Raw genomic sequence first — 21,299 nt, 5'->3', positions numbered from 1 at the left:
ACGGCCAAGTCGGGCCTGCGGGCCACGAGATGCCGGGACGCCGCCCGTCCGGGACAATCGAGGAAGAGGAAAGAGCCGACTCATCCTGGTCGGCCGGTCCGGTCGCACCGGGGCAGGCCCGCGAGTGAGGAGCCCAAGGTGAGTCTCGACTTGATCAACGACGCGCGACAGCACCCGGAGAAGTACCCGCCGCACGGAAACTCCGCGGGCGCGACCATGACCGCGTGCGCGAGGGGTTTCGACCGGTCGCCGCAGCTGACGGACGCGGCGAACGCCCACAACCTCTTCCTGAAGGACCACTCGAGGGACTGGGCGGTCAGCGGCGACAACATGCACCGCGGCCCCAGCGGAAAACTGGTCTGGGAGGCCGGGGAACCCATGGACCAGGCCGGCTACCGCACCTGGCGGGCGGAGAACGTGGCCGTCGGCTTCCCCACGGCGGAGGAGGCGCTGCGCTTCTGGATGCAGGACGACGAACGCTTCGGCTGGGGACACCGCAACGCCATCCTCCGCTCCGAGACCCGGGAGGCCGGCCTGGGCCACCACGAGGGCGGTCCCTGGGGCCACTACTGGACACTGGACATGGGCACGAAATAGAGGAACCGCCGCACAGCGCCGCGATGGGAAACCGGGTTTCCGCCGGGGCCGGACCACGGACCGTACGGGACCGGCCCCGGACCGGCCTCGCCCACCGGCGTGCGGGCGGCATGCCGCCACCCCCGGCGCGGGTCCACCCCCCACCTGTCCGGAACCGTCCCGCGCCCGCGGCCGGTGGTGTACGGCTGGCTGAACCGTCCTACAGTTCGCTGTCGCCCCACGAGAGGACGTCCACGGCGTTGCCGACGGACAGGGTGCCGGTGCGGAGCACCGCGTACTTGGTCCCGTAGGCGACACCGCCCTCGGTGGCGCGACGGTAACCGGCGAGGGTGCGCAGCGGCTCCGGGCCCGCCTTCGCCCCCGTCTCCTGTTCGACCATGGTGACCGCGCAGCGGATGGCGAGCTTGGCGTACCCCAGTTCGGTGTCGCCGATGCGGATGCGGTGGGCGCGGTCCTCGGTGTGCGGTTCGTCCCAGCCGTCGACCACGATGTTGGGGCGGAAGCGGTTCATCGGCAGCGGCGGGACGCCGCGTTCGGCCAGTTTGCGGTTGAGGAGGCCGAGCGTGGCGCGTGAGAGGACGTGCAGGGCGCAGCTGTCGGCGTAGGCGGAGGTGCCCGGGGTCCTGCCGTCGGTCACCCGGTCGTGCTCCGGCGGTACGCGCACGAGCCGGCTCGGCACGCCGAGCACCTCCGTGAACCATTCGGCGGCCGTGTCGCCCTGGTCGATGCCCTGGTGGACCGTCCCGAACAGATCCACCTTCCGCCGGGCGGCGGCCGTGTCCACGCGAAGCTCCAGCGTGTCGAACTCCGGTGCCTGGAGGGTGAGTCGGCCGCCGTCGGCACTGACCGTCGGCCGGATCAGGGCCAGTTGGGGGTCCCTGCGCTGCGTCCGCCCCATCCCCTCCTCATCGACGACCATGAAACCGCGGTCGTGCGCGAGCCCGGCGGGGGTGAGCGGCGCCTCGCGCACCGATGTCCCGGCGCAGCCCTTGACGGGGTAGTACGTCAGCTCGACAACGCTGGCCATGGTGGCTTTCCCGCTCATCCCTCGTGTCCCTGACCGGCTCGGATCGCCGCCCCGCTCGGAACGGTCCTCACCGCGAGCACCGGGTTGAGAGGCTCCACGAGTTCCCCGGTGGCGACGGCCACGAGGCGCGCGGGTGCGTCGCCGTCCAGCAACGCGCTCACGTACTCGATGGCTTCCGCGGGCGAGAGCGCGGGCAGCCTCCGGCGCAGTGTCCGCGCGGCGTGCATGTGTCCGCGCGCAGCGGCGACCTCACGGAGCACATCGTGCAGATCGTCCACCACGGTGCGTATCGGCAACCCGCGTATCCGGCCCCGGTAGTCGGCCTCCCACTCCCCGGTCACCGAGGAGACGACGCCGATCCGGTGAAGTCCTCCGTCGACACGGTCGACGAGGTACGGCCCATTGCCGATCAGCGCGTACTTCGAGTTCCGAGTGCGTACGAACTCCTCGGACTGCCAGGAGACGATCCACACCGGCTCGTGCTTCTCGACACGGGTCACAGCCATCCGCATCGCGTCCGCACTCACCGCCCGCCACTGCTGATGGTCACGCTCCAGCTGTTCCTCGACGACCCGAACGGCGGCCTCTCGTTCGATCACGGATGAAGCATCCCGTACGAAGCCCTCTGCCGACCAGCGAATTCGCACAGCCCGGAACCGTGGACGACGGCGTTCACACCGCGATGCTCGGCTGCACGACCTCACCCTCGCGGAGCGACTCCCGCTCGGTACCGGACTGGAGAGGCCGGAGGAAGGTGGTTCCCGCCTCTCCCGGTTTTTCTCCGCCCGTGCGGCGATCCGTACGACACGTGACGGCGCGGGAGTGCGGGACGCCTGTGGCAGCGGGGTTTGCACGTGCCGTAACGGCATGTGGTCCAGTAGGCGGTGAGCACGACATCGAGAGGTTCTCCCGCATGCCCCTTCCTGCGATTCCCCGCCGGGTCAAGATCGGCGATGCCGCCGCGTTCGCCGGGACCACACCCCGCGCCATCCGCCACTACCACGCCATCGGGCTCCTCGCCGAACCGGAACGCGGAAGCGACGACCGCCGCCGCTACGGATACGACGACATGATCCGCCTGCTGTGGATCCGCAAGATGGCCGACGCGGGTATCTCCCTGGACGCCATCCGGGACGGCTTCGAGGGCGCCACCGGCATCGAGCAGTCCCTGGCCCGCCTGGAGGAGTCCCTCGCCTCCAAGGCGGCCGCCATCGAATCCCAGCGGGCCGCCGTGCACCGCCTCCGCGAGGTGGGCAGCCCCCTGGGCCTGCTCTCACCGCTGGTCGGTGGCCGCCTGCGGGAGCTGCCGCCCGGAGCCCTGCGCCCGGCGGATCTCGATACTCTTCTGGTCACGGAGCGTGTGTTCGGCCCCCTGGGCGCCGCCGTCCAGGCCAACCGGTTCATCGTCCTGGCCACCCACCCCGAACTGCGGGCCGAGGAGGACCGCCTGGCCGAGGCCGAGGCGGCCCTGGACGACACCGTGTCCCCCGACGACCCCCGCATCGAAGATCTGGCCGCTCAGCGGTGTGCTCATGAGACCGCCTTGGGAGCCGCCATCGACGGATCCGGCCTGGACGAGGCCCTCGGCGACCTCCTGGACCAGGAAGACGAGCACGCCGGCGGGGAGGAAGGCGAGGCGAGGACGAGCGCGATGGAGGCCATCGGCAAGATGCCGTTCGACTTCTCCCCGGCCCGCCTCCGGTACGAGGAACGTGTCTTCGAACTGTTTCGTTCGGCCGATCAGGACGGCGACATCCCACGGCCCTGCTGACGGGCGCCGGATGGGCCGTCCACGAGTGCGGCATGACCGAGTCCATCGCGCGTGTCCTTTCCTCGAAGGTGACTTCGAGGAGTGTCCCCTGAGCGTCACGACGCTGTGGCGGAGAGGAAGCGCGCGCCTTCGCCGGTGCAGCGGACCGGCCGTGTCAGGGCAGGTGGTTCCAGAAGCCGAGACGGTGTTCGTGGCGGTAGTCGACGGGCCCGATGCGCTCCGGTGCCAGTGACTGTGTGTACGGCCGGCCGGCGGGGCCCGGGCGGTGGGGGAGCCAGGCGGGCAGACCGGTACCGCGGGGTGCGCCGGTGCGGGCGAACGCGGCCCAGTATCCGGTCATCGTGGCCGACAGGCGACGCTGCGCCGGGGTGAACAACGGATCGGCCGCTTCGTCCTCGAACAGGTAGGGGATGTCGGCCGCGTGGAAGGCGCCGAAGTCGAACCCGCCCGACAGCGGCAGGAACATCGGCGCGTCCCGGTCGGCGAACTCGTAGGCGTACACCGGCACATGACAGGCCAGCGCGTCGTGCTGCGCCTGCGTGCCGCGCGCCCACATGCGGTCGGTGATCACAGCGGCCCACGCCAGCGCGGGCGACGGGTAGGCGGTCGTGGGGTATTCGGCCCGCACACGCTCCGCCCGCGCCTCGCCGAACGCGGTGCGCAGGGCGCCGTCGTAGTCGGCCTCGGTGAACGGCCTGCCCACCGCGTCGTACGTCATCCCGACGAACGTGCGGTGCTCGTCGCGGGTCGCGCCCGACAGGACGGGCACACGGTGGAAACGTCCGGTGCGCAGGGCCGTGGGCGGCAGCTCGGGCAGGGTGGCGTTGCCGTATCCGAACACCTGGAAGGCGTTCATGATGTGCGGCACCTCGAGGATCCTCTCCACGGGCAGGGCGCGCAGACAGGCGAGGGTGCGTTCCGGACGGCCGTCACGGCAGCCGAGGGACGAGGTCATCTCGGTGGTGATGTCCTCCATCTCCCGGCCCGTCCGCCAGACGTACCACGGGTACCCCGGCACGCCCGGCCCCATCGCGCCGGCCGGCATGTCCATCATGGCCTCGCCGCTCGCCATGACGGCTCGGTGGAACAGACCCCGGGACGCGGGGGACGTCAGGTGCCCGGCGATGGCGGACGCGCCGAACGACACGCCGGCCACGGTGACATTGCCGGGGTCACCGCCGAAGGCGCGCGCGTTGTTCCGCACCCAGGTCAGCGCCGCCTGCTGGTCCTGGAGACCGAAGGTGCCGGCTCCTTCCAGACCGGGCAGGGCGAGGCCGCCGAAGACGCCGAGACGGTAGTTGACCGTGACGACCACCAGCCCCCGCTCGGCCAGGCGGCGCCCGTCGAAGAATGAACCGCCGCCCACGGCGCCGTCCCCGTGGATCCACACGAGCACGGGAGCGGCCCGCCGCTGGTCCGGTGGCGTCGTGACGTTCAGGACCAGGCAGTTCTCCTCCGTGCTGGAGACCGGCGCGTACGGCAAGGACCCGTCGCACGCACGCACCGAAGATGACCTGATCGGACGCGGCCCCGTGCCTTGACAGGCCCGGCCGTGAGACTGCTGTCCGTGTGCACGAGAGTGGGCGGGGCGGCGGGCACGTGGGGTGTGGGGGAGCGGGAGCCCGGGAGGGTCGTGTGGTGCCAGTTCGCTACGGCGCCCGCAGTGCCGACGCCACCGATGCGATCGTGTCCGGGCCCACCCGGCAGCACCCTCCGATCAGCCGGGCCCCCGAGTCACGCCAGCCCTTCACCTGCCCGGCGCTGAACGTCGGCCGTCCGGTCCACGCCCGCGCCCCGGCGTCCCATGTCTCGCCGCTGTTGGGGTAGACCACGACCGGTTTGCCGGTGACCCGCGCCGCGAGGGTCACCGCGTGGTCCGCGTCCTCCGGAGTGCAGCAGTTCACGCCGACCGCGATCACCTCGTCCGCCCGTGCCGCCAGCGCGAACGCCTCCTCCAGCGGCTGGCCGGCGCGGGTGCGGTCGCCGGACGCCGAGTACGACAGCCAGGCCGGTACGCCGAGACCGCGCAGCGCACGCAGCAGGGCCCGGGCCTCGTCCGTGTCGGGGACCGTCTCCAGGGCGAGCACGTCCGGGGCGGCCCCCGCGAGGACCTCCATGCGCGGGCGGTGGAAGCGCTCCAGTTCCGCCACGCTCAGCCCGTACCGGCCCCGGTACTCCGAGCCGTCCGCGAGCATCGCGCCGTACGGGCCGACCGAGGCCGCCACCCAGAGGGGGCGGGACGTCCGGGCCCGCCGGGCCGCCTCACGGGCGCACTCCACGCTCAGGGCGAGCAGTCCGGCCGCCTCCTCCCGGCCGGTCCCGCGCCGCGCGAAGCCCTCGAACGTGGCCTGGTAGCTCGCCGTGATGGCGACATCCGCGCCCGCCTCGAAGTACGCGAGGTGGGCCGCGGTCACCGCCTCGGGGTCCTCGGCGAGCAGCCGGGCCGACCACAGTTCGTCGCTCAGGTCGTGCCCGGCCGCCGCGAGCTGGTTGGACATGCCGCCGTCGAGGACGACCGTGCCGTCCGCGAGTGCCTCGGCGAGGGCGGGAGAGGTGCTCATGCCGACGACGCTAGAGGACGCTCACGCCGGATCCGCCGAGCCCCGCCCGTCCTCGACGTGGACGACGTGGAGTTCGGTGCCGTCCCGGTGGCGCTTGGCGCGTCCGAGCAGTCCGACGGAGATCTCCGACCGGTCCTGGGGTTCATCGGGGCCGACGTAGGTGAGGACGTCATTGTGGTGCCCGGTGACGACCCATCCCTCGGCGTTCTCGGGGTCGATCACTCCGAAGTCTCCCGCCGAGGACCCGGCGTGCGCCGGGCCGAACGTCCGCAGGATCTCGGTGGCCTGTCCGGCGAGTTCGCCGTCCGGAGCGGTCAGCACGACACAGGTGCCGTGCTCGAACAGCACCCACGACTTGTGGGGGTCGGCGAGAAGCCGCTGCCAGACGGCTGTCAGGGTTTCGGTGTTCACGGCGGTCATCATGCCGCAGGGCACTGACAACGGGGGCGATCGGACCTCCGCGGACGGGGCCGGGTCCCCGACGGACCCGGCCCCCTCCGGCCCGACGGGACGTCAGCCCGCCCAGACCTCGGCCTCGTCGGCCGGGACGGTGGTGGCCAGGCCCAGTTCCTTGCGGGCGGCGACCGACTTGTTCGGGTCGATGTCGGTGAACGCCGGGTCGTAGGCGATGTAGAACGCGTCGGCGTCGGCGGCGTTCGCGGCCTTCTTCCAGTTGCCGGCCGCCTTCGTCAGCGTCGCGCGGAGCTTGCCGACCTCGGTGCCCTCGATGCCGCCCAGGCCCTCGACGTGCGCGTCGAGGGCGGCCGCGACGGCCTTGGCCTGCGCCTTGTAGCCGGCCAGGTCGTCCTCGACGGTGTCCTTCTCGGGCTGGTTCGCCCACAGGGCCTCGTAGAGCGCGTTCGAACCCGTGAGGTACGTGGTCTGCTCGGGCTTGAGGGACTTCGCGGTCTCCAGCGAGCCGTTGAGCTTGCCCCCCTCCGCGGTGTAGGTGCAGCTCACCGCGCGGTCGCCGGTCGCCCAGCTCTCCATGGTCGGGGTGTAGTAGAAGAGGGCGGCACCCTTGGGGAGCGCCCAGGTGTCCGGGGAGTACTTCTGCGCCTCGACCGGGCAGCGGTCGTCCGCGATCGTCGAGATCTTGTCGTCGCCGGGGTACTCCGTGCCCTCGTCGATCGTGAACTCGCCGACGACCTGGCCCTCGTGCGCCTCGTCGCAGGGCACGATCTCGACGGAGTACGCCTCCCCCTCGGCCTTGCCGTTCGGGTTGTAGCAGTCACCGATGTCCAGCGAGAACACCGAGCGCTGGCGGGCCACCTTCTTCGCGCCGTCCTTGGCGCTGTCGACGGCGTCGGAGACCTCCGAGCATCCCACCGCGCCGATCGCGAGCAGGGCGACGACGGCGGATATGCCGCGAAGGGAACGGTGGGCGGCACGGATTGCCATGATATGTGCATCCTCTTATGTGATCTTTATGAGAGTCGCGCGCATCGTATGCCATTTCCGTGGCCCGGTCGCACGGAGGCCCTCACCCCGTAGTGACGTCTCCGACTCACGACGGACCGCGAAGGTTGTATCCGGGTGCCGGCGAGCGTGCGGAGGGGCGTGCGCGGGCCCGCGCCCCCGGCGGAGCGGCACCGTACGACGCGCCCTCCGCCCCCGGTGCTGGGATGCTGAGAGGAAGCCACAGCCGAACAGGGGCGGTGAGCGCCATGACCGGGCTTGAAGGGGACGGTTCGTCCGCCGCGGAACCCTTCGCCGACCCGCACGGGGATCCCTTCCTGCGGACCAGGTTCGCCGTGCCGGCGCGGCCGGTGACGTACCTGCGGCGGGAGCGGCTGACCAGGCGTCTCGACCAGGGGCTGCGGACGCCGCTGACCATGGTCAACGGCGCGGCGGGCGCCGGGAAGACCCTGCTCGTCGCGGACTGGGCGGAGCGTCTGGACGGGCCGCCCGTCGCCTGGTTCACCACCGAGGCGGCCGGGACCGGGCCCGGGATGTTCTGGGCGTATCTGCTGCGCGCGCTGCACGCCGTCGGTGTCCCGCCGCCCGCCGGCGTCGGGTTCCCGGCGGACGCGAACCGGGTGAACCCCACCCTGGGGGCCCGGCTCGCCGCCGGGCTGAGCGTCCGGGAGCGGCCCGTGGTGCTGGTGCTCGACGAGTTCGACCGGGTCACCTCCCCGGAGATCGCCGAGCAGCTGGAGTTCGTGCTGCGGCACGCCGGGCCGGGGCTGCGGCTGGTCCTCGTCACCCGGACCGAGCCGCTGCTGCCCCTGCACCGCTACCGGGCCGCGGGCGAGCTGACGGAGATCAGGGGCGCCGAGCTGGCCTTCACCCCCACCGAGGCCGCCGAGCTGCTGGAACTGCACGGGCTGCGGCTGCCCCCGGCCGCGGTGCGCGCCCTGGTGGAGCGCACCCGGGGATGGGCCGCCGGGCTGCGGCTGTGCGCGCTGGCGGCGGGGGAGAGCCCGGACCCGGAGGTGTACCTCAAGGAGTTCGAGGCGGACCGCAGCACCATCGCCGACTTCCTGCTGGCGGAGGTGCTCAAGCGGCAGAACGCCGGGACCCAGGACCTGCTGCTGCGGGTGAGCGTGCTCGACCGGTTCTGTCCCGGCCTGGCGAACGCGGTCACGGGGCGCGACGACGCCGAGGCCGTCCTGGCCCGGCTGAACCGGGACAACGCCTTCGTCGAGCACCTCGGGCACGGTCTGTACCGGCTCCACCCCCTGTTCGCCGAGATCCTCCGCGCCCATCTGCGGACGCGCCTGCCCGGACTGGAACCCGAGCTGCACCGGCGGGCCGCCGGGTGGCTGCGGCGGTCCGGACACCTTCCGGAGGCGCTCGGGCACGGGGCCGCCGCCGACGACTGGGAGTTCACCGCGAACGCCCTGGTCGACGACCTCGCCATCGGCCAGTTCTTCACCGGTCCGCGCTCCGACGCGGTGGCCGGACTGTTCTCCCGCATGGGGCGGGAGGGCACGGGAGCGGCCCCGGAGCTGGTACGGGCGGCCGGCCGGCTGGCCCGGTGCGAGATCGACGGCGGGCTGACCCATCTGCACCGCGCACGGCACGAGCTGGCGGAGCACGACGGCACGGCCGACGAGGCGGCGGCCCGGCTGAGCTGCGCCCTGCTGGAGGCGCTGGCCGCCCGGCTGGCCGGTGCGCCGGAGCGGGCGGAGGACGCGGCACGGGCGGCCGGGAGGCTGCGGGAGGCGGTCCCCGCCGAACTGCTGGACCGGCATCCCGAACTCACCGCGCTGCTGCTGGACCACCTCGGCTCCGCACGGCTGTGGGCCGGGCGCTTCGAGGAGGCGCGGACCGCCCTGTCCACCGTGGCGGACTTCGCCCCGGGAGCGGCCACGGCCCTCCCGCGCGAGGACTCGCTCGGCCGGCTCGCCCTGATCGACTACCTGGACGGCTGGCTCGGCAGGGCCGAATGCAGGGCCCGCGAGGCCCTCGCCGAGACGGAGAGGTTCGGGCTGCCCCGGCCGTCCGGATCCGGCGTCGAACGGCTCGTCCTGGCCGCCGTCGCCGTGGACCGCGACGAGCTGGGGCAGGCCCAGGCCCTGCTCGACACGGCGGCCGAGGCGCACCCCGCGATGCGGGACCCCGTACGGGAGGCCGGACGCGCCCTGACGACCGCGCGCCTGCGGCTGGCGCGCGGCGATCCGGGGGCCGCGCTGAAGGCGGTGGAACCGGAGGTGCCCGCCGACGCCGTCTCGCCGTGGGCGCGCGGGCAGACGGCGCTCGTCGCGGCCGACGCCCACCTCGCCGAGGGACGCACGGAGACGGCCGCCGGGCTGCTGCGGGAGGTGCCCGCCGAGCAGCCGGCCTGCGCGGTGGGGGCCGCACGGGTCCGGCTCGCCACCGGCGGCACCGCCGAGGCCGTACGACTGCTCGACCGGGCGCGTCCGGAGAGGCGCGCCGGGCCCGCCGTGACCGTCCGGGCCGTGCTGGTACGGGCGCAGGCCGCGGACGAGGAAGGGGACACGGCGGCCGCGCGCGCACTCGTGGGACGGGCACTGGCGGAGGCCCGCCGGGAGCGGCTGAGGCGGCCCTTCACCGAGGCCGGGCCGTGGATCCGGCGCTACCTGGGCTCGGCGTCGCCGGCCGGCCGGCGCACACCTGGCACCGGGCCGTCCCCGCACCCGTACGGGCCGCCGCCACCGGTGATCGAGGAGCTGAGCGGACGCGAGCACGACGTGCTGCGCCGCCTGGCCCTGACCATGTCCACCGAGGAGATCGCCGCCGACCTGTACGTATCCGTGAACACGGTCAAGACCCACCTCAAGAGCGTCTACCGGAAGCTGTCCGTCAACCGCCGCAACGAGGCGGTACGCCGCGCCCGCGAGCTGGACCTGCTGTGACGAGGGGGAAGCCCGTGACGGCCGGCACCGGGCACCGCGCGCCGGGCCGTGCCGCGCGCACCGCCGAACGCCGGGCGCACGCCGACTACACGGGCGGCGTCTACGGGTCTATGCTCGCCGCCTCGGTGATCGTCGGGGCCGGCACGCTCGGCTCGTTCCCGCGGCTGGAGATGGTGCTGCTCCTGCTGCTCACCGGCGGGGTGTTCTGGATCGCGCACGTGCACGCGCAGTTGTTCGGGGCGCGGCTGGCGCAGCGCCGCCCGGACCGGCACGTCGCCCTGCGGGCGTGCCGTGAGGAGTGGACGATCGTCAAGGCCGCCGTGCCGCCGGCGGTCGCCGTGGCCGTCAGCCCCGTGCTCGGCCTCGGTGTGCAGGGCACCCAGTGGTTCGCGCTGTCCGTCGCCGTGGCGGGGCAGGTGGGCTGGTCGGTGGCGGCGGCCCGCCGGGCCGGCGCCGGCCGGCGCCTGATGGCCCTGTCGGCGGCGGTGAACCTCGTGCTCGGCCTGGTGATCCTCTCGTGCAAGCTCTGGCTGAAGCACTGACACGGGCGGCCTCTCACCTGTACGGGGTGAACCGGGCCGCCGCCCGGCGGGGGACGATCGCAGGGTACGGGCACGGCCAGCCTGTCCCAGGCCACCCGGGGAGCGGCTCATGCGCTACGAGATCCGTGTCGACGGACATCTCTCGGAACCGCTGATCAAGGTTTTTCCGGAACTCGACCACGTGACGATGTCCGGTCAGACCCTGCTGTTCGGGCACGTCGTCGACGAAGCACACCTGTACGGGCTGCTGGCCCGCTGCCAGTCGCTGGGCCTGCGCGTCCTGGAGATGCGCCAGGCACCGGAGTGAGGCCCCCGGCCGCCGGTCACGCGTTCTCGGCGCGCACCCGGCCCGACCGCACGGCCTCGCCCAGCGCCTCGAAGTCCCGCTGGTTCCGGTCGGCGTAGTCTTGCGCGAACCCGGCGAGCGCCCGGTCGAAGCGGTCGCCGCGCCCCAGGTAGGCGGCGATGGCGACCGGGTCGCCGGACCGGGCGTGGGCCCGCGCCAGACTCGCCCCGCACAGCCGCGCGAACAGCCGCAGCAGCCCCGGGTCCATGGTCTCCGGGCGGGCGATGCCCTTCCAGTCGTGCAACTGCCGTACGTAGAAGTCCCGGGGGCGTCCGTCGAGGCCCACGGTGTGCGTCCAGCCGAGCAGGATGTCGCTGGTCGTCTGGATCAGCCGCTGCCCCGCCACGACCCGGCGGCCCTGGTTGTCGTACCGCTCGCCGTCCGCGTACGGCGCGAGCACCGACTCCTGCGCCTCCTTGGCCTGCAGCAGCAGGGGATCGTCGTCGTCCCGGCCGAGCAGGAGCACGATCCAGCAGCGGGTGCCGACACTGCCGACGCCCACCACCTTCCGGGCCACGTCGACCAGGCGGTAGCGCCCCAGCAGGTGGCGGTGCTCCGACGACAGCGAGCGCGCGTAGCCGTCCAGGACCTCGCGCAGGGCCTCCTCCTCGGCGGACGGGCCGTCCACCAGGTCGCGCAGCGGCGTGATCAGCGGCGGGTCCGGGGCGATGCGCCGCTCTCCGTCCTCGACCCGCGTGAGCTTCTCGAAGGCCTGGAGTTGCGTACGGGTCCGGGCGCGTGCCGCCGCCCGGGCGGCGCGTCGCCGGGCCTCGCGGTCCGTCGACGACGTCAGCAGCTCCCGCAGCCGGTCGGCGTCGTCCTGCGCGTACCAGACGTCGAGAGCGCGCATGCCGGCGAACTCCCGCATGCGCCGGCGGTAGGCCTTCACACAGGCTCGTACGGTTTCGTGCTGCGCCTCGACCGGGAAGCCGTTCGCCCGGCCGGCGATGGCGAAGCTCGCCGCCAGCCGCTTGACGTCCCACTCGAAGGGACCGGTGTGCGTCTCGTCGAAGTCGTTGATGTCGAAGACGAGACGGCGTTCCGGGGAGGCCAGCAGGCGGAAGTTGAGCAGGTGGGCGTCGCCGCACAACTGCACGGTCAGGCCGGTGTCCGGGGCCGGCCCGAGGTCCGCCGCCATGATCGCCGCCGCTCCCCGGTAGAACCGGAAGGGGGACTCGAGCATGCGGCCGTAGCGGACCGGCACCAGCTCGGGCAGCCGGGTCGCCGACTGCCGCTCGATCACGTCGACGGGATCGGGCCGGTCCCGGGCCGCCTCGAACCGGCCGTGGGAGGCGCGCGGCGTACGGCCGCGTGCCTCCTTGCCGCACGCGGCTCGTTCGGCCGGGGAGAGGGAGGCGCTGAACGGACTCGCCACGGTCGTCATCACTGTCTCCCGCCCGTACCGCGCACGACGACCGCTCGCCGCGCGACGACTGCTCGCCGCCCATCCGACCGCGCCCGCCTCCCGACCGGATCACCCGCCGCGGGTGACCCGGCGACGGCGACCGGACGGAAGGCCGGCCCCGCGCTCGCGCCGCGGTCCGGGCGCGCCGCGCGGGAGAAGGAGCCGCGAGCGCGACACCCGGTCCGGCCCCGGTCTCGGACGGACACACGCGCCTGCCGGAGCGGCCCCGGCCTGCCGACGGGGCCCCGCCGGGATCCCGGGGTGCCGCTCGCCGTCGTCGCGGGGACCGCCGTCCTGGTTCCGCCCGCGGAATCGGCCCGGGCGCCGACCCGGCTCCTCGGCCCGCGGCTCGTCCTCCCCGTCCCGCCGGGACCGGCCGGGACGCCCGGCCGGGGCGGTGTTTCACCCGTCCCGGGTGAGGCGGGTGGTCCCTCGTCGCGGACACGCTGAAGGCGGCACACAACGGCATGGCGGGCGCGGGCGGCCCGGAACGGAGGACCGAGATGAGTGGTGCGACGTATCTCGCGTACGACTATCCGCTGCTGAGCGCCTTCTGGACCATCCTGGTCGTCTTCCTGTGGATCATGTGGTTCGTCCTGCTCTTCCGGGTCGTCATGGACATCTTCCGCGACGACGACCTGAGCGGCTGGGCCAAGGCCGGCTGGCTGGTGTTCACGGTCGTCCTGCCCTTCCTGGGCGTCTTCGTCTACGTGATCGCACGCGGCAAGAACATGGGGCGCCGTGAGATCGCCCAGGCGCGCGCACAGCAGGACGCCTTCGACAGCTACGTCCGCGAGACCGCCAGGGGCGCCGGCGGCCGTACCAGCAGCGTCGACGAACTCGCCCGGCTGTCCGAGATCAAGGCCCGCGGCGACATCTCGGACGACGAGTTCCGCAGGGCGAAGGAACTGGTCCTGAGCGGCCACGGCCCGGCGGAACACGCGGGCCGGTTCGCCTCCTCCGCCGGGCGCTGACCGCACGACACCGAATCGAGGCATCGGAATGACAGCGACACACCCGACCCACGGCGCACGCGGCGCCACCGGCGTGCACGCGCCGTCGGCCAAGCGGCAGTGGGCCGAAGGCCTGACGGTCTTCGCCGCCGTCTCGCTCATGATCGTGTCGGTGCTCGACATCCTCCGGGGCATCATGGGCATCGCCGAGGACGACGTCTTCGTCACGACGCAGGACTACGTCTTCCAGTTCGACCTCAGCGCGTGGGGCTGGACCCATCTGGTGCTCGGCGCCATCGGGGTGCTCGTCAGCCTCGGCCTGGTCCGGGGGGCCATGTGGGCCCGCGTCGCCGGCGTGGTGATCGCGGGTCTCCTCATCATCGCCAATTTCCTGTCCCTGCCGTACTACCCGGTCTGGTCCGTCGTGATGATCGCCTTCTCCGGGTTCATCATCTGGGCGCTGTGCGCGCCGCGTTCGCACGCCGGCGCGGAACGCTGAGCCGGGCTCCGTGCGGACCGCCGGCCGCCGGGACGCCGGGTGGGCGCGACTGGCGCTCCTCGCCCTCGCGGCCGGCGTCCTGGTCCCGCTCGTCGCCGCCGGCCTGCGCGGCGTGCTCTGGGCGCTGCTCGGCCTCGCCGGACTGGCCCTGGCGGCCGTCGGACTGTGGTGGACGCTCGCCCACTCCGGGGCGGTGCGGATCATGGGAGCGGTGCTGTGCGTGACGGCACCGCTGACGGTCCTCGCCCTGTACGCCGCGGGCGGGATGCTGGGGCCGGCCGCGGTGTCCCTGGCGCTGTGGGCGCTGGCCGCGGGCGCGGCGCGGAACGCGGTGGCGCCCGGGACCGCCGACCCGGTGCCCGCCGCGCCGCCGCACCGTCCCTGGGCCCTGATGAACCCGCGTTCCGGCGGCGGCAAGGTGGACCGCTTCCGGCTGGCGGACCGGGCGCGTGCGTCGGGCGCCCGGGTGGTGCTCCTCGGCGCCGGGTACCAGGACGTGGCCGCGCTCGCCGAGGACGCCGTACGCGACGGGGCCGACCTGCTGGCGGTGGCCGGCGGGGACGGCACCCAGGCCCTGGTGGCGGAGGTGGCCGCCCGCCACGACCTGCCGTTCCTGGTGATCCCGGCCGGCACCCGCAACCACTTCGCGCTCGACCTCGGGCTCGACCGGGACGACCCGGCGAAGGCCCTGGACGCCCTGACGGACGGCGTCGAACTCCGCGTCGACCTCGGGTTCGCCGCGGACCGGGTGTTCGTCAACAACGCCTCCTTCGGCACGTACGCGGCGGTCGTGGGCGATCCCGCGTACCGGGAGGAGAAGCGGCGGACCACGCTCCGGATGATGCCCGGTCTGCTGTCCGGCCCCTCGGCGCCCCGGCTGCGGATGCGCGCGGACGGGACCCGGGCGGACGGGCTGCAGGCCCTGCTCGTCAGCAACAATCCGTACCTGCGGGCGGTCGACGCCTCCCGGCCCGGGCGCAGGGAGCGGCTGGACTCCGGACGGCTGGGGGTCCTGGGCGTGCGGGTGGAGAGCGCGGTGCGGGCCGCCGGGATGGCGCGCGGTCCCCGCGCGGCCGGCCTGCTGCGGCTCACCGCCGACGAGGTCGTCGTGGAGGCGGACACCCCGACCGTCCCGGCCGGTGTCGACGGGGAGCACGTGCTGCTGCCGGCCCCCGTGGTGTGCCGGACCGCTCCCGGAGCGCTGCGCGTGTGCGTTCCGCGCGGTGCGGTGCGTACCCGGCGGGGGAGCGGGGCACCCGACTGGCCGCGGGTGACGAGGCTCGCCCTGGGACGGCGGCAGGACGGCCCGTGACACGACGGTCGCGATCGCGGCCGGGAAGGCGGTGGACATGTGCCGTTGGCTCGCCTATTCGGGCACTCCCATCCTGCTGGAGAGCATCCTCTACAAACCGGCCCACTCACTGATCGACCAGAGCCTGCACGCCAAGATGGGAGTCGAGACGACCAACGGCGACGGGTTCGGCGTGGGCTGGTACGCGCCGGACAAGGACAGCCCCGCCGTCGTCCGGGACATCGGCCCGGCGTGGAGCGACCGCAACCTGCGGGAGATCGCCGAGCACGTCGTCTCGCCGCTCTTCTTCGCCCACATCCGGGCCTCGACCGGTACGGCGGTGCAGCAGACCAACTGCCACCCGTTCCGGCACGGCCGCTGGATGTGGATGCACAACGGGGCGATCGCCGATTTCCACCTGGTCAGACGCGACCTCGCGCTGGCCGTCGAGCCGGAGCTGTTCCCGTACGTCGAGGGCTCCACGGACTCGGAGATGATGTTCTACCTGTCGCTGACCCTCGGCCTGGAGGAGGACCCGCCCGGCGCCGTCGCCCGGATGGCCGGCCTGGTGGAACGTGTCGGCCACGAGCACGGCGTGGCGTTCCCGCTGCAGATGACGGTCTCGGTGACCGACGGCGTGCGCCTGTGGGCGTTCCGCTACTCCAGCCAGAAGGAGTCGCGCTCGCTCTTCTACAGCACCCGCGTGGACACCCTGCGCTCCCTCCACCCGGACCTGGCCTTCCTGCGCGAGATGTCCGACGACGCCCGCCTCATCGTCTCCGAACCCCTGGGCGACCTGCCCGGCGCCTGGAACGCCGTCCCCGAGGGCACCTACGGCGTGGTGGGGCCCGAGGGGGACGAGATGCACACCTTCACGCCCGCCGCGTGAGGACCGGCGTCCCCGCGTCGCGCCGGACCCGTTGACCTCCCCCTGACACACCCTTACCTTGTCGGCGTTCGTCATGTCAGATGTCGTTCGAAAACACGAACGGCATCGTCCTCCCCCACGAGAGGCAGACCGCATGAGCCGCGCCGCCGACGACCTGCCCGCCCCGCCCCCCGCCCGCAGACTCCTGCTGAAGGGTGCCCTCGCCGCGGGCGCCCTGGCCGCCGCGACACCCGCCGTGGCCGACGCCGCCGCACGCCCGAAGGCAGCCCCGTACGTGAACCCGCTCGTCCCCCACCGCGCCGACCCGCACATCACCCGGCACACCGACGGCTCCTACTACTTCACCGCCACCGTCCCCGAGTACGACCGGATCGTCCTGCGCCGCTCCCGCACCCTGGGCGGACTCGGCCGGGCCGCCGAGTCCGTGATCTGGCGGGCGCACCCCACCGGTGACATGGGCGCCCACATCTGGGCGCCGGAGCTGCACCGCGTCGCAGGCAAGTGGTACGTCTACTTCGCCGCCGCGCCCGCCGAGGACGTGTGGGCGATCCGCATCTGGGTGCTGGAGAACGCCCACCGCGACCCCTTCAAGGGCACCTGGGTGGAGAAGGGGCAGATCAGGACCGCGTGGGAGACCTTCTCCCTGGACGCCACCACCTTCGCCCACCGCGGCACCCGCTACCTCGCCTGGGCCCAGCACGAACCCGGCATGGACAACAACACCGCCGTCTGGCTCTCCGAGATGGCGAACCCCTGGACCCTGACCGGCCCCCAAGTGCGGCTGACCACACCCGAGTACGACTGGGAGCGCGTCGGCTTCGCCGTCAACGAGGGACCGTACGTCCTGCACCGCAACGGCCGGCTGTTCATGACGTACTCGGCCAGCGCCACCGACCACCACTACTGCGTGGGCCTGCTGACCGCCGACGAGGACAGCGACCTCATGGACCCGGCGAGCTGGGCCAAGTCGCCCGTCCCCGTCTTCACCAGCAACGACACGACCGGACAGTACGGGCCCGGCCACAACTGCTTCACCGTCGCCGAGGACGGCCGCACCGACGTCCTCGTCTACCACGCCCGCCAGTACAAGGAGATCACCGGCGACCCGCTCGACGACCCCAACCGGCACACCCGGATCCAGAGGCTCGGCTGGAAGCCGGACGGCACCCCCGACTTCGGCGTCCCCGTGGCCGACACCGCGACGGGCGAGGGGGCGTGAGATGAGACGCGCGTACGCCGTACTGCTCACCCTCTGTCTCGCGCTCGCCGGCGCCCTGGCCACCGCGGGACCCGCGCAGGCCGCCCCGCAGACGATCGCCAACGGCATCCAGTTCACCGACGGTTCGGGCAGCCCCGTGCACGCCCACGGCGGCGGCGTCCTCAAAGTCGGCGCCTACTACTACTGGTTCGGCGAGCACCGCAACGCCGACAACACCTTCCGCTCCGTGGACGCCTACCGCTCCACCGACCTGAAGAACTGGGAGTTCCGCAACCACGTCCTCACCGAGGACAGCCACCCGGAGCTCGCCACCGCCAACATCGAGCGGCCCAAGGTCATGTACAACGCGTCCACCGGCCAGTTCGTGATGTGGATGCACAAGGAGAACGGCAGCGACTACAGCGAGGCCCGCGCCGCCGTCGCCGTCTCCGGCACCGTGGACGGCGACTACACCTGGCGGGGCAGCTTCCGGCCGCTGGGACAGCACATGTCCCGCGACATCACCGTCTTCACGGACACCGACGGCACCGGCTACATGGTCTCCGCCGCCCGCGAGAACTACGACCTGCACATCTACCGGCTCACCGCCGACCACACCGGCATCGCGAGCCTGGTCGCCAACCCCTGGCCCGGCGGCCACCGCGAGGCACCGGCCCTGTTCAAGCGGAACGGCGTCTACTTCATGCTGACCTCGGGCGCCACCGGCTGGAGCCCCAACCAGCAGCGGTACGCCACCGCCACCAGCCTCTCCGGCCCCTGGTCCGCGATGCGCGACGTCGGCGACTCGACCGCCTTCGGTTCCCAGACCGCGTACGTCCTGCCGGTGCAGGGCACCTCCGGCACCTCGTACCTCTACCTGGGCGACCGCTGGGGCAACTCCTTCGGCGGGACCGTCAACGACTCCCGGTACGTGTGGCTGCCGCTGACCTTCCCGTCGGCCACGTCGATGTCGATGTCCTGGTCGCCCGAGATCACCGTCGACACGGCCGCCGGGACGGTCGCCGGCACCGCCGCCACGTACCACACGCTGATCGCCCGGCACAGCGGCAGGTGCGCCGACGTGACCGGCCAGTCGCTGTGGCAGGGCGCCCAGATCAAGCAGTACGGCTGCAACGGCGGCGGCAACCAGAAGTACTGGTTCAAGTCCGTCGGCGGTGGCTACCACCAGCTGGTGGTCCGCAACAGCGGCCTGTGCGTGCGGGAGAACGCGAGCACGGTCACGCAGGAGGACTGCGACGCCTCCGCCACCGGCCAGCAGTGGGCGGTCACCACCACCGGCTCCTACGTCACCCTCAGGTCCCGCGCCACCGGCGAGTGCCTGGACGTGAACGGCGCGTCCACCGCCGACTCGGCCGCGATCATCACGTACACCTGCAACGGAGGGACCAACCAGCAGTGGACACGCGGGACATGAGACGGGGACGCACGCGCGCCCGGGCCGCCGTGGCGGCGGCCGTGGCACTGGGCATCGGGCTGCCGGCCGTACCGGCCCAGGCACAGACCCGGCACCAGGGGCGTCCGCCCGCCCTCGGCATCGAGAACTGCACGGCCACCGCCTGCCACTTCGACCTGCCGCCCGGCACCTACGACGTGCGGGTCACCCTCGGCGGCGACCTGGCGTCCCGCACCGCCCTCGGCGGCGAGACCCGGCGCGCCCTGCTCCCGGAGACCGCCGCGGCGGCCGGGGAACGCGTCGTGCGGAGCTTCACCGTGAACGTCCGCACCCCCGAGGGCGAACCCCTCGGCGCCGAGGGCACGCCCGGACTCGACCTCACCGTCGGCGGAACCGCGCCCGCGCTCGCCGGCATCCGGGTCACCCCGGCCCGGCACGCCCGGCAGATCCTCCTGGTCGGCGACTCCACGGTCTGCGACCAGCCCGGCGACCCGTACTCCGGCTGGGGCCAGCGACTGCCCCAGTACCTGCGCAAGGGGCTGTCCGTGGCCAACTACGCGGACTCCGGGGAGAGTACGGTCAGCTATCTCGGGAACCCGCTCCTGTGGGACGCCGTCCGGCCACTGATCCGGCGCGGCGACCTCGTCCTGATCCAGCTCGCCCACAACGACAAGACCACCGACGGGGCGACCTACCGGGCCAACCTCGAGTCTCTGGTGGCGGGCGTGCGGGAGCGGGGCGGCGAGCCGGTGCTCGTCACCCCGGTCGTGCGACGCTGGTTCAACACCGACGGCACCCTGGACAACGGCACGGCCCTGCTGGTCAACGGGCTCGGCGTCGACCACCCGGCCGTCATCCGCTCCGTCGCCGCCGACCGGGACGTCCCGCTGATCGACCTCACGGCGCGGACCAAGGCGCTGGTGGAGTCCCTCGGCGTGGAGGGCTCCAAGGCGCTGTACCTCTACGACGAGAAACGGGACAACACGCACACCTCCGTGCACGGCGCCACCGTGTACGCGGACCTGGTCCGTGAAGAACTGCTGAACCTGCGTCTGGTGCCCAGGGGCAAGGTCAGGGTGGGATGAGAGGCCCTGGGGCGTTCCGACCGGAACCGGGGCGCCCCAGGCCCACCACCCGCGCACGCCCGGACAGTTCGGCCGGCACCGAAGCGTTCCGCTCCTAGCGTGGCCGCATGAACGAGAACACGCAGACCACCACCCCCTCCGCGGCCGTCACCGGCATGGTCGACCACGTCCTCGCCCTGGCCGCCGGCTGGACCCGCTGGAACGGCGAACCCGCCCACGTCGACGGACGCGAATACACCCCGCACAAGGCGATCCGCCGCGTCACCGACCACCTCATCGACCACCTCGCGGAGCTGGAGGCCCGGCTCGCCGGCGAGGAGCCGCAGCCCGACCACTGGCACGCCTCCCTGATCACCACCGAGGCCGACCTCGCCCCCTTCACCCCGCAGGACCTCGACGAGGCCCGCAGCCGCCTCACCCGGCTGGCGAGGATCTGGGCCAACCGCCTCGACGCGCTCACCGACGAACAGCTCGACGACTCACCCGGCGAGGGCTGGAGCTTCCGCGAACTCGCCCGCCACCTCACCGAGTCCGTCTACTACGCCGACGCCGTCGGAGACCTCTCGTGACCGCCTTCGCCGGCCTCCACCACGCGGCCGAGCCCCTGCTGCCGCCGGGCGCCCGGCACCACGCCTCCGCGCACATCCTGGCCGCGCACGGCTTCCGGTCCGTCCGCCTCCCGGCGGTCAACCAGCCTGCTCCCGAGGCCAGTTCACCAGGGCGATGTGCAGGGCCTCGACCACCCTGTCCCAGGACGCCCGGACGTCCCGGGGGTCGCCGAAGGCGCCGGAGGACTCCAGGGCGCAGTAGCCGTGGAAGGTGCTGCGCAGCAGGCGTACGGCGTCGGTGAGGTCGGGTTCGTCCAGGCCGTAGCCGCGGAGCAGACCGTGGACGACCTCGGCGGTGCGGCGCATCGCGGGGGAGTCGGAGGCCAGGGACGGGTCCAGGCGGATCTGGGTGGCCGCGTAACGGCCGGGGTGGTCCAGGGCGTACTCCCGGTAGGCGTCCGCGAAGGCGGCCAGTGCCTCCTTGCCGGTCCGGCCGGCGACCGCCGCCGCGATCCGGTCGGTCATCTCCGCGCCCGCCAGCAGGGCCATCCGGACGCGCAGGTCCCGCAGTCCGCGCACATGCGCGTACAGGCTCGCGTCCCGCACGCCGAAACGCCGGGCCAGCGCGGACAGGGTGACGTTCTCGTAGCCCGCCTCGTCGGCGAGGTCGGCGGCGGCCGCGACGAGACGGCCGGCGGTGAGTCCGGCGCGGGGAATGGAGGCCTCCGAAGCAAACCCGACAGGGAGCGCCCAGCCTACCGAGCAGATGTGCGCGAGCCGCCGTGTCCGGGGCATGCGGCGCTCATCTGTAAGTTGTTCAACGTTCATGCGCCTCCTTGATCCTCCACACG

Annotated in this window: 21 protein-coding genes; 13 read left to right on the top strand and 8 right to left on the bottom strand. The window is 73.0% G+C overall.

Features of this window, described 5'->3' with window-relative positions; all coding sequences use genetic code 11:
* The first annotated feature begins 138 nt into the window (after positions 1 to 138).
* On the top strand, positions 139 to 597 hold the full coding sequence (locus tag IH50_RS0114655) for a CAP domain-containing protein (protein WP_030861272.1): 459 nt from the start codon (positions 139 to 141) through the stop codon (positions 595 to 597).
* A gap of 199 nt (positions 598 to 796) precedes the next feature.
* Here the strand turns inward: IH50_RS0114655 and IH50_RS0114650 are convergent, their stop codons facing one another.
* Positions 797 to 1,624 (bottom strand): MOSC domain-containing protein, encoded by an 828-nt coding sequence (locus tag IH50_RS0114650; RefSeq protein WP_030861270.1) that lies wholly within the window; start codon positions 1,622 to 1,624, stop codon positions 797 to 799.
* A 14-nt stretch (positions 1,625 to 1,638) separates the two neighbouring features.
* Entirely contained in the window at positions 1,639 to 2,223 is a 585-nt protein-coding gene (locus IH50_RS0114645) for a YrhB domain-containing protein (RefSeq protein WP_030861268.1), read from the bottom strand.
* 314 nt (positions 2,224 to 2,537) lie between these two features.
* On the opposite strand from IH50_RS0114645, the gene IH50_RS0114640 reads away from it, so the two are divergent.
* Positions 2,538 to 3,395, top strand: coding sequence for a MerR family transcriptional regulator (locus IH50_RS0114640; protein ID WP_030861266.1), 858 nt, complete (start codon positions 2,538 to 2,540; stop codon positions 3,393 to 3,395).
* Positions 3,396 to 3,549: 154 nt separating this feature from the next.
* Here IH50_RS0114640 and IH50_RS0114635 read toward each other — a convergent pair whose 3' ends face one another.
* The 4 genes from IH50_RS0114635 to IH50_RS0114620 all read right to left on the bottom strand — a co-directional run bounded on the left by IH50_RS0114635 (position 3,550) and on the right by IH50_RS0114620 (position 7,357).
* A complete protein-coding gene (locus tag IH50_RS0114635; protein WP_107062053.1) occupies positions 3,550 to 4,878 on the bottom strand; it encodes a carboxylesterase/lipase family protein in 1,329 nt (442 codons plus the stop codon).
* A gap of 166 nt (positions 4,879 to 5,044) precedes the next feature.
* On the bottom strand, positions 5,045 to 5,956 hold the full coding sequence (mmuM, locus tag IH50_RS0114630) for a homocysteine S-methyltransferase (RefSeq protein ID WP_030861261.1): 912 nt from the start codon (positions 5,954 to 5,956) through the stop codon (positions 5,045 to 5,047).
* A gap of 21 nt (positions 5,957 to 5,977) precedes the next feature.
* On the bottom strand, positions 5,978 to 6,376 hold the full coding sequence (locus tag IH50_RS0114625) for a hypothetical protein (RefSeq protein WP_037872427.1): 399 nt from the start codon (positions 6,374 to 6,376) through the stop codon (positions 5,978 to 5,980).
* Positions 6,377 to 6,469: 93 nt separating this feature from the next.
* A complete protein-coding gene (locus IH50_RS0114620) occupies positions 6,470 to 7,357 on the bottom strand; it encodes a septum formation family protein (RefSeq protein WP_030861255.1) in 888 nt (295 codons plus the stop codon).
* A 266-nt stretch (positions 7,358 to 7,623) separates the two neighbouring features.
* Here IH50_RS0114620 and IH50_RS0114615 point away from each other — a divergent pair, with 266 nt between their 5' ends.
* The 3 genes from IH50_RS0114615 to IH50_RS0114605 all read left to right on the top strand — a co-directional run bounded on the left by IH50_RS0114615 (position 7,624) and on the right by IH50_RS0114605 (position 11,127).
* Entirely contained in the window at positions 7,624 to 10,278 is a 2,655-nt protein-coding gene (locus IH50_RS0114615; protein WP_051767306.1) for a LuxR C-terminal-related transcriptional regulator, read from the top strand.
* 14 nt (positions 10,279 to 10,292) lie between these two features.
* The gene (locus IH50_RS0114610) at positions 10,293 to 10,820 is read left to right on the top strand and encodes a hypothetical protein (RefSeq protein ID WP_030861251.1); all 528 of its coding nucleotides are present in this window, start codon (positions 10,293 to 10,295) and stop codon (positions 10,818 to 10,820) included.
* A 109-nt stretch (positions 10,821 to 10,929) separates the two neighbouring features.
* Positions 10,930 to 11,127, top strand: coding sequence for a hypothetical protein (locus tag IH50_RS0114605; protein WP_030861249.1), 198 nt, complete (start codon positions 10,930 to 10,932; stop codon positions 11,125 to 11,127).
* 16 nt (positions 11,128 to 11,143) lie between these two features.
* On the opposite strand, the gene IH50_RS0114600 is transcribed toward IH50_RS0114605, so the two are convergent.
* Positions 11,144 to 12,550: a DUF2252 domain-containing protein gene (locus tag IH50_RS0114600; protein ID WP_030861247.1), complete on the bottom strand. Its 1,407-nt coding sequence runs from the start codon at positions 12,548 to 12,550 to the stop codon at positions 11,144 to 11,146.
* A 524-nt stretch (positions 12,551 to 13,074) separates the two neighbouring features.
* On the opposite strand from IH50_RS0114600, the gene IH50_RS0114595 reads away from it, so the two are divergent.
* From IH50_RS0114595 to IH50_RS0114560, 8 genes are all read left to right on the top strand, one after another.
* The gene (locus IH50_RS0114595; protein ID WP_030861245.1) at positions 13,075 to 13,545 is read left to right on the top strand and encodes an SHOCT domain-containing protein; all 471 of its coding nucleotides are present in this window, start codon (positions 13,075 to 13,077) and stop codon (positions 13,543 to 13,545) included.
* A 28-nt stretch (positions 13,546 to 13,573) separates the two neighbouring features.
* Positions 13,574 to 14,023 carry a DUF7144 family membrane protein gene (locus tag IH50_RS0114590; RefSeq protein WP_030861242.1) on the top strand — a complete coding sequence of 150 codons (450 nt, stop codon included), beginning with the start codon at positions 13,574 to 13,576 and terminating at the stop codon, positions 14,021 to 14,023.
* A 10-nt stretch (positions 14,024 to 14,033) separates the two neighbouring features.
* Positions 14,034 to 15,335, top strand: a complete 1,302-nt coding sequence (locus IH50_RS0114585; protein WP_037872416.1) for a diacylglycerol/lipid kinase family protein — start codon at positions 14,034 to 14,036, stop codon at positions 15,333 to 15,335.
* Positions 15,336 to 15,372: 37 nt separating this feature from the next.
* Positions 15,373 to 16,203 carry a class II glutamine amidotransferase gene (locus IH50_RS0114580; protein ID WP_030861238.1) on the top strand — a complete coding sequence of 277 codons (831 nt, stop codon included), beginning with the start codon at positions 15,373 to 15,375 and terminating at the stop codon, positions 16,201 to 16,203.
* Between the two features lie 133 nt (positions 16,204 to 16,336).
* Positions 16,337 to 17,422 (top strand): family 43 glycosylhydrolase, encoded by a 1,086-nt coding sequence (locus IH50_RS0114575; protein ID WP_030861236.1) that lies wholly within the window; start codon positions 16,337 to 16,339, stop codon positions 17,420 to 17,422.
* A gap of 1 nt (position 17,423) precedes the next feature.
* Positions 17,424 to 18,836, top strand: coding sequence for an RICIN domain-containing protein (locus IH50_RS0114570; protein WP_030861234.1), 1,413 nt, complete (start codon positions 17,424 to 17,426; stop codon positions 18,834 to 18,836).
* Positions 18,833 to 19,900, top strand: a complete 1,068-nt coding sequence (locus tag IH50_RS0114565) for a rhamnogalacturonan acetylesterase (RefSeq protein ID WP_030861232.1) — start codon at positions 18,833 to 18,835, stop codon at positions 19,898 to 19,900. Before IH50_RS0114570 ends, IH50_RS0114565 begins: the two co-directional genes overlap by 4 nt.
* 107 nt (positions 19,901 to 20,007) lie before the next feature.
* Positions 20,008 to 20,469, top strand: coding sequence for a hypothetical protein (locus IH50_RS0114560; protein WP_030861230.1), 462 nt, complete (start codon positions 20,008 to 20,010; stop codon positions 20,467 to 20,469).
* Positions 20,470 to 20,586: 117 nt separating this feature from the next.
* On the opposite strand, the gene IH50_RS0114555 is transcribed toward IH50_RS0114560, so the two are convergent.
* Positions 20,587 to 21,165: a TetR/AcrR family transcriptional regulator gene (locus IH50_RS0114555; protein ID WP_030861227.1), complete on the bottom strand. Its 579-nt coding sequence runs from the start codon at positions 21,163 to 21,165 to the stop codon at positions 20,587 to 20,589.
* Between the last annotated feature and the right edge of the window lie 134 nt (positions 21,166 to 21,299).

This window comes from Streptomyces sp. NRRL S-37, from assembly GCF_000721605.1.
Taxonomy (GTDB): domain Bacteria; phylum Actinomycetota; class Actinomycetes; order Streptomycetales; family Streptomycetaceae; genus Streptomyces.
The sequence above is the reverse complement of the archived record's forward strand: the minus strand, read 5'-3'. Positions and strand labels throughout refer to the sequence as shown.

Excerpts from the sequence above, each read along its gene's own strand:
- mmuM (WP_030861261.1), bottom strand. The coding sequence starts at position 5,956 with ATGAGCACCTCTCCCGCCCTCGCCGAGGCACTCGCGGACGGCACGGTC.
- IH50_RS0114580 (WP_030861238.1), top strand. The coding sequence starts at position 15,373 with ATGTGCCGTTGGCTCGCCTATTCGGGCACTCCCATCCTGCTGGAGAGC.
- IH50_RS0114605 (WP_030861249.1), top strand. The coding sequence starts at position 10,930 with ATGCGCTACGAGATCCGTGTCGACGGACATCTCTCGGAACCGCTGATC.
- IH50_RS0114565 (WP_030861232.1), top strand. The coding sequence starts at position 18,833 with ATGAGACGGGGACGCACGCGCGCCCGGGCCGCCGTGGCGGCGGCCGTG.
- IH50_RS0114625 (WP_037872427.1), bottom strand. The coding sequence starts at position 6,376 with ATGACCGCCGTGAACACCGAAACCCTGACAGCCGTCTGGCAGCGGCTT.
- IH50_RS0114600 (WP_030861247.1), bottom strand. The coding sequence starts at position 12,550 with ATGACGACCGTGGCGAGTCCGTTCAGCGCCTCCCTCTCCCCGGCCGAA.
- IH50_RS0114620 (WP_030861255.1), bottom strand. The coding sequence starts at position 7,357 with ATGGCAATCCGTGCCGCCCACCGTTCCCTTCGCGGCATATCCGCCGTC.
- IH50_RS0114615 (WP_051767306.1), top strand. The coding sequence starts at position 7,624 with ATGACCGGGCTTGAAGGGGACGGTTCGTCCGCCGCGGAACCCTTCGCC.
- IH50_RS0114650 (WP_030861270.1), bottom strand. The coding sequence starts at position 1,624 with ATGGCCAGCGTTGTCGAGCTGACGTACTACCCCGTCAAGGGCTGCGCC.
- IH50_RS0114640 (WP_030861266.1), top strand. The coding sequence starts at position 2,538 with ATGCCCCTTCCTGCGATTCCCCGCCGGGTCAAGATCGGCGATGCCGCC.
- IH50_RS0114590 (WP_030861242.1), top strand. The coding sequence starts at position 13,574 with ATGACAGCGACACACCCGACCCACGGCGCACGCGGCGCCACCGGCGTG.
- IH50_RS0114570 (WP_030861234.1), top strand. The coding sequence starts at position 17,424 with ATGAGACGCGCGTACGCCGTACTGCTCACCCTCTGTCTCGCGCTCGCC.
- IH50_RS0114560 (WP_030861230.1), top strand. The coding sequence starts at position 20,008 with ATGAACGAGAACACGCAGACCACCACCCCCTCCGCGGCCGTCACCGGC.
- IH50_RS0114575 (WP_030861236.1), top strand. The coding sequence starts at position 16,337 with ATGAGCCGCGCCGCCGACGACCTGCCCGCCCCGCCCCCCGCCCGCAGA.
- IH50_RS0114595 (WP_030861245.1), top strand. The coding sequence starts at position 13,075 with ATGAGTGGTGCGACGTATCTCGCGTACGACTATCCGCTGCTGAGCGCC.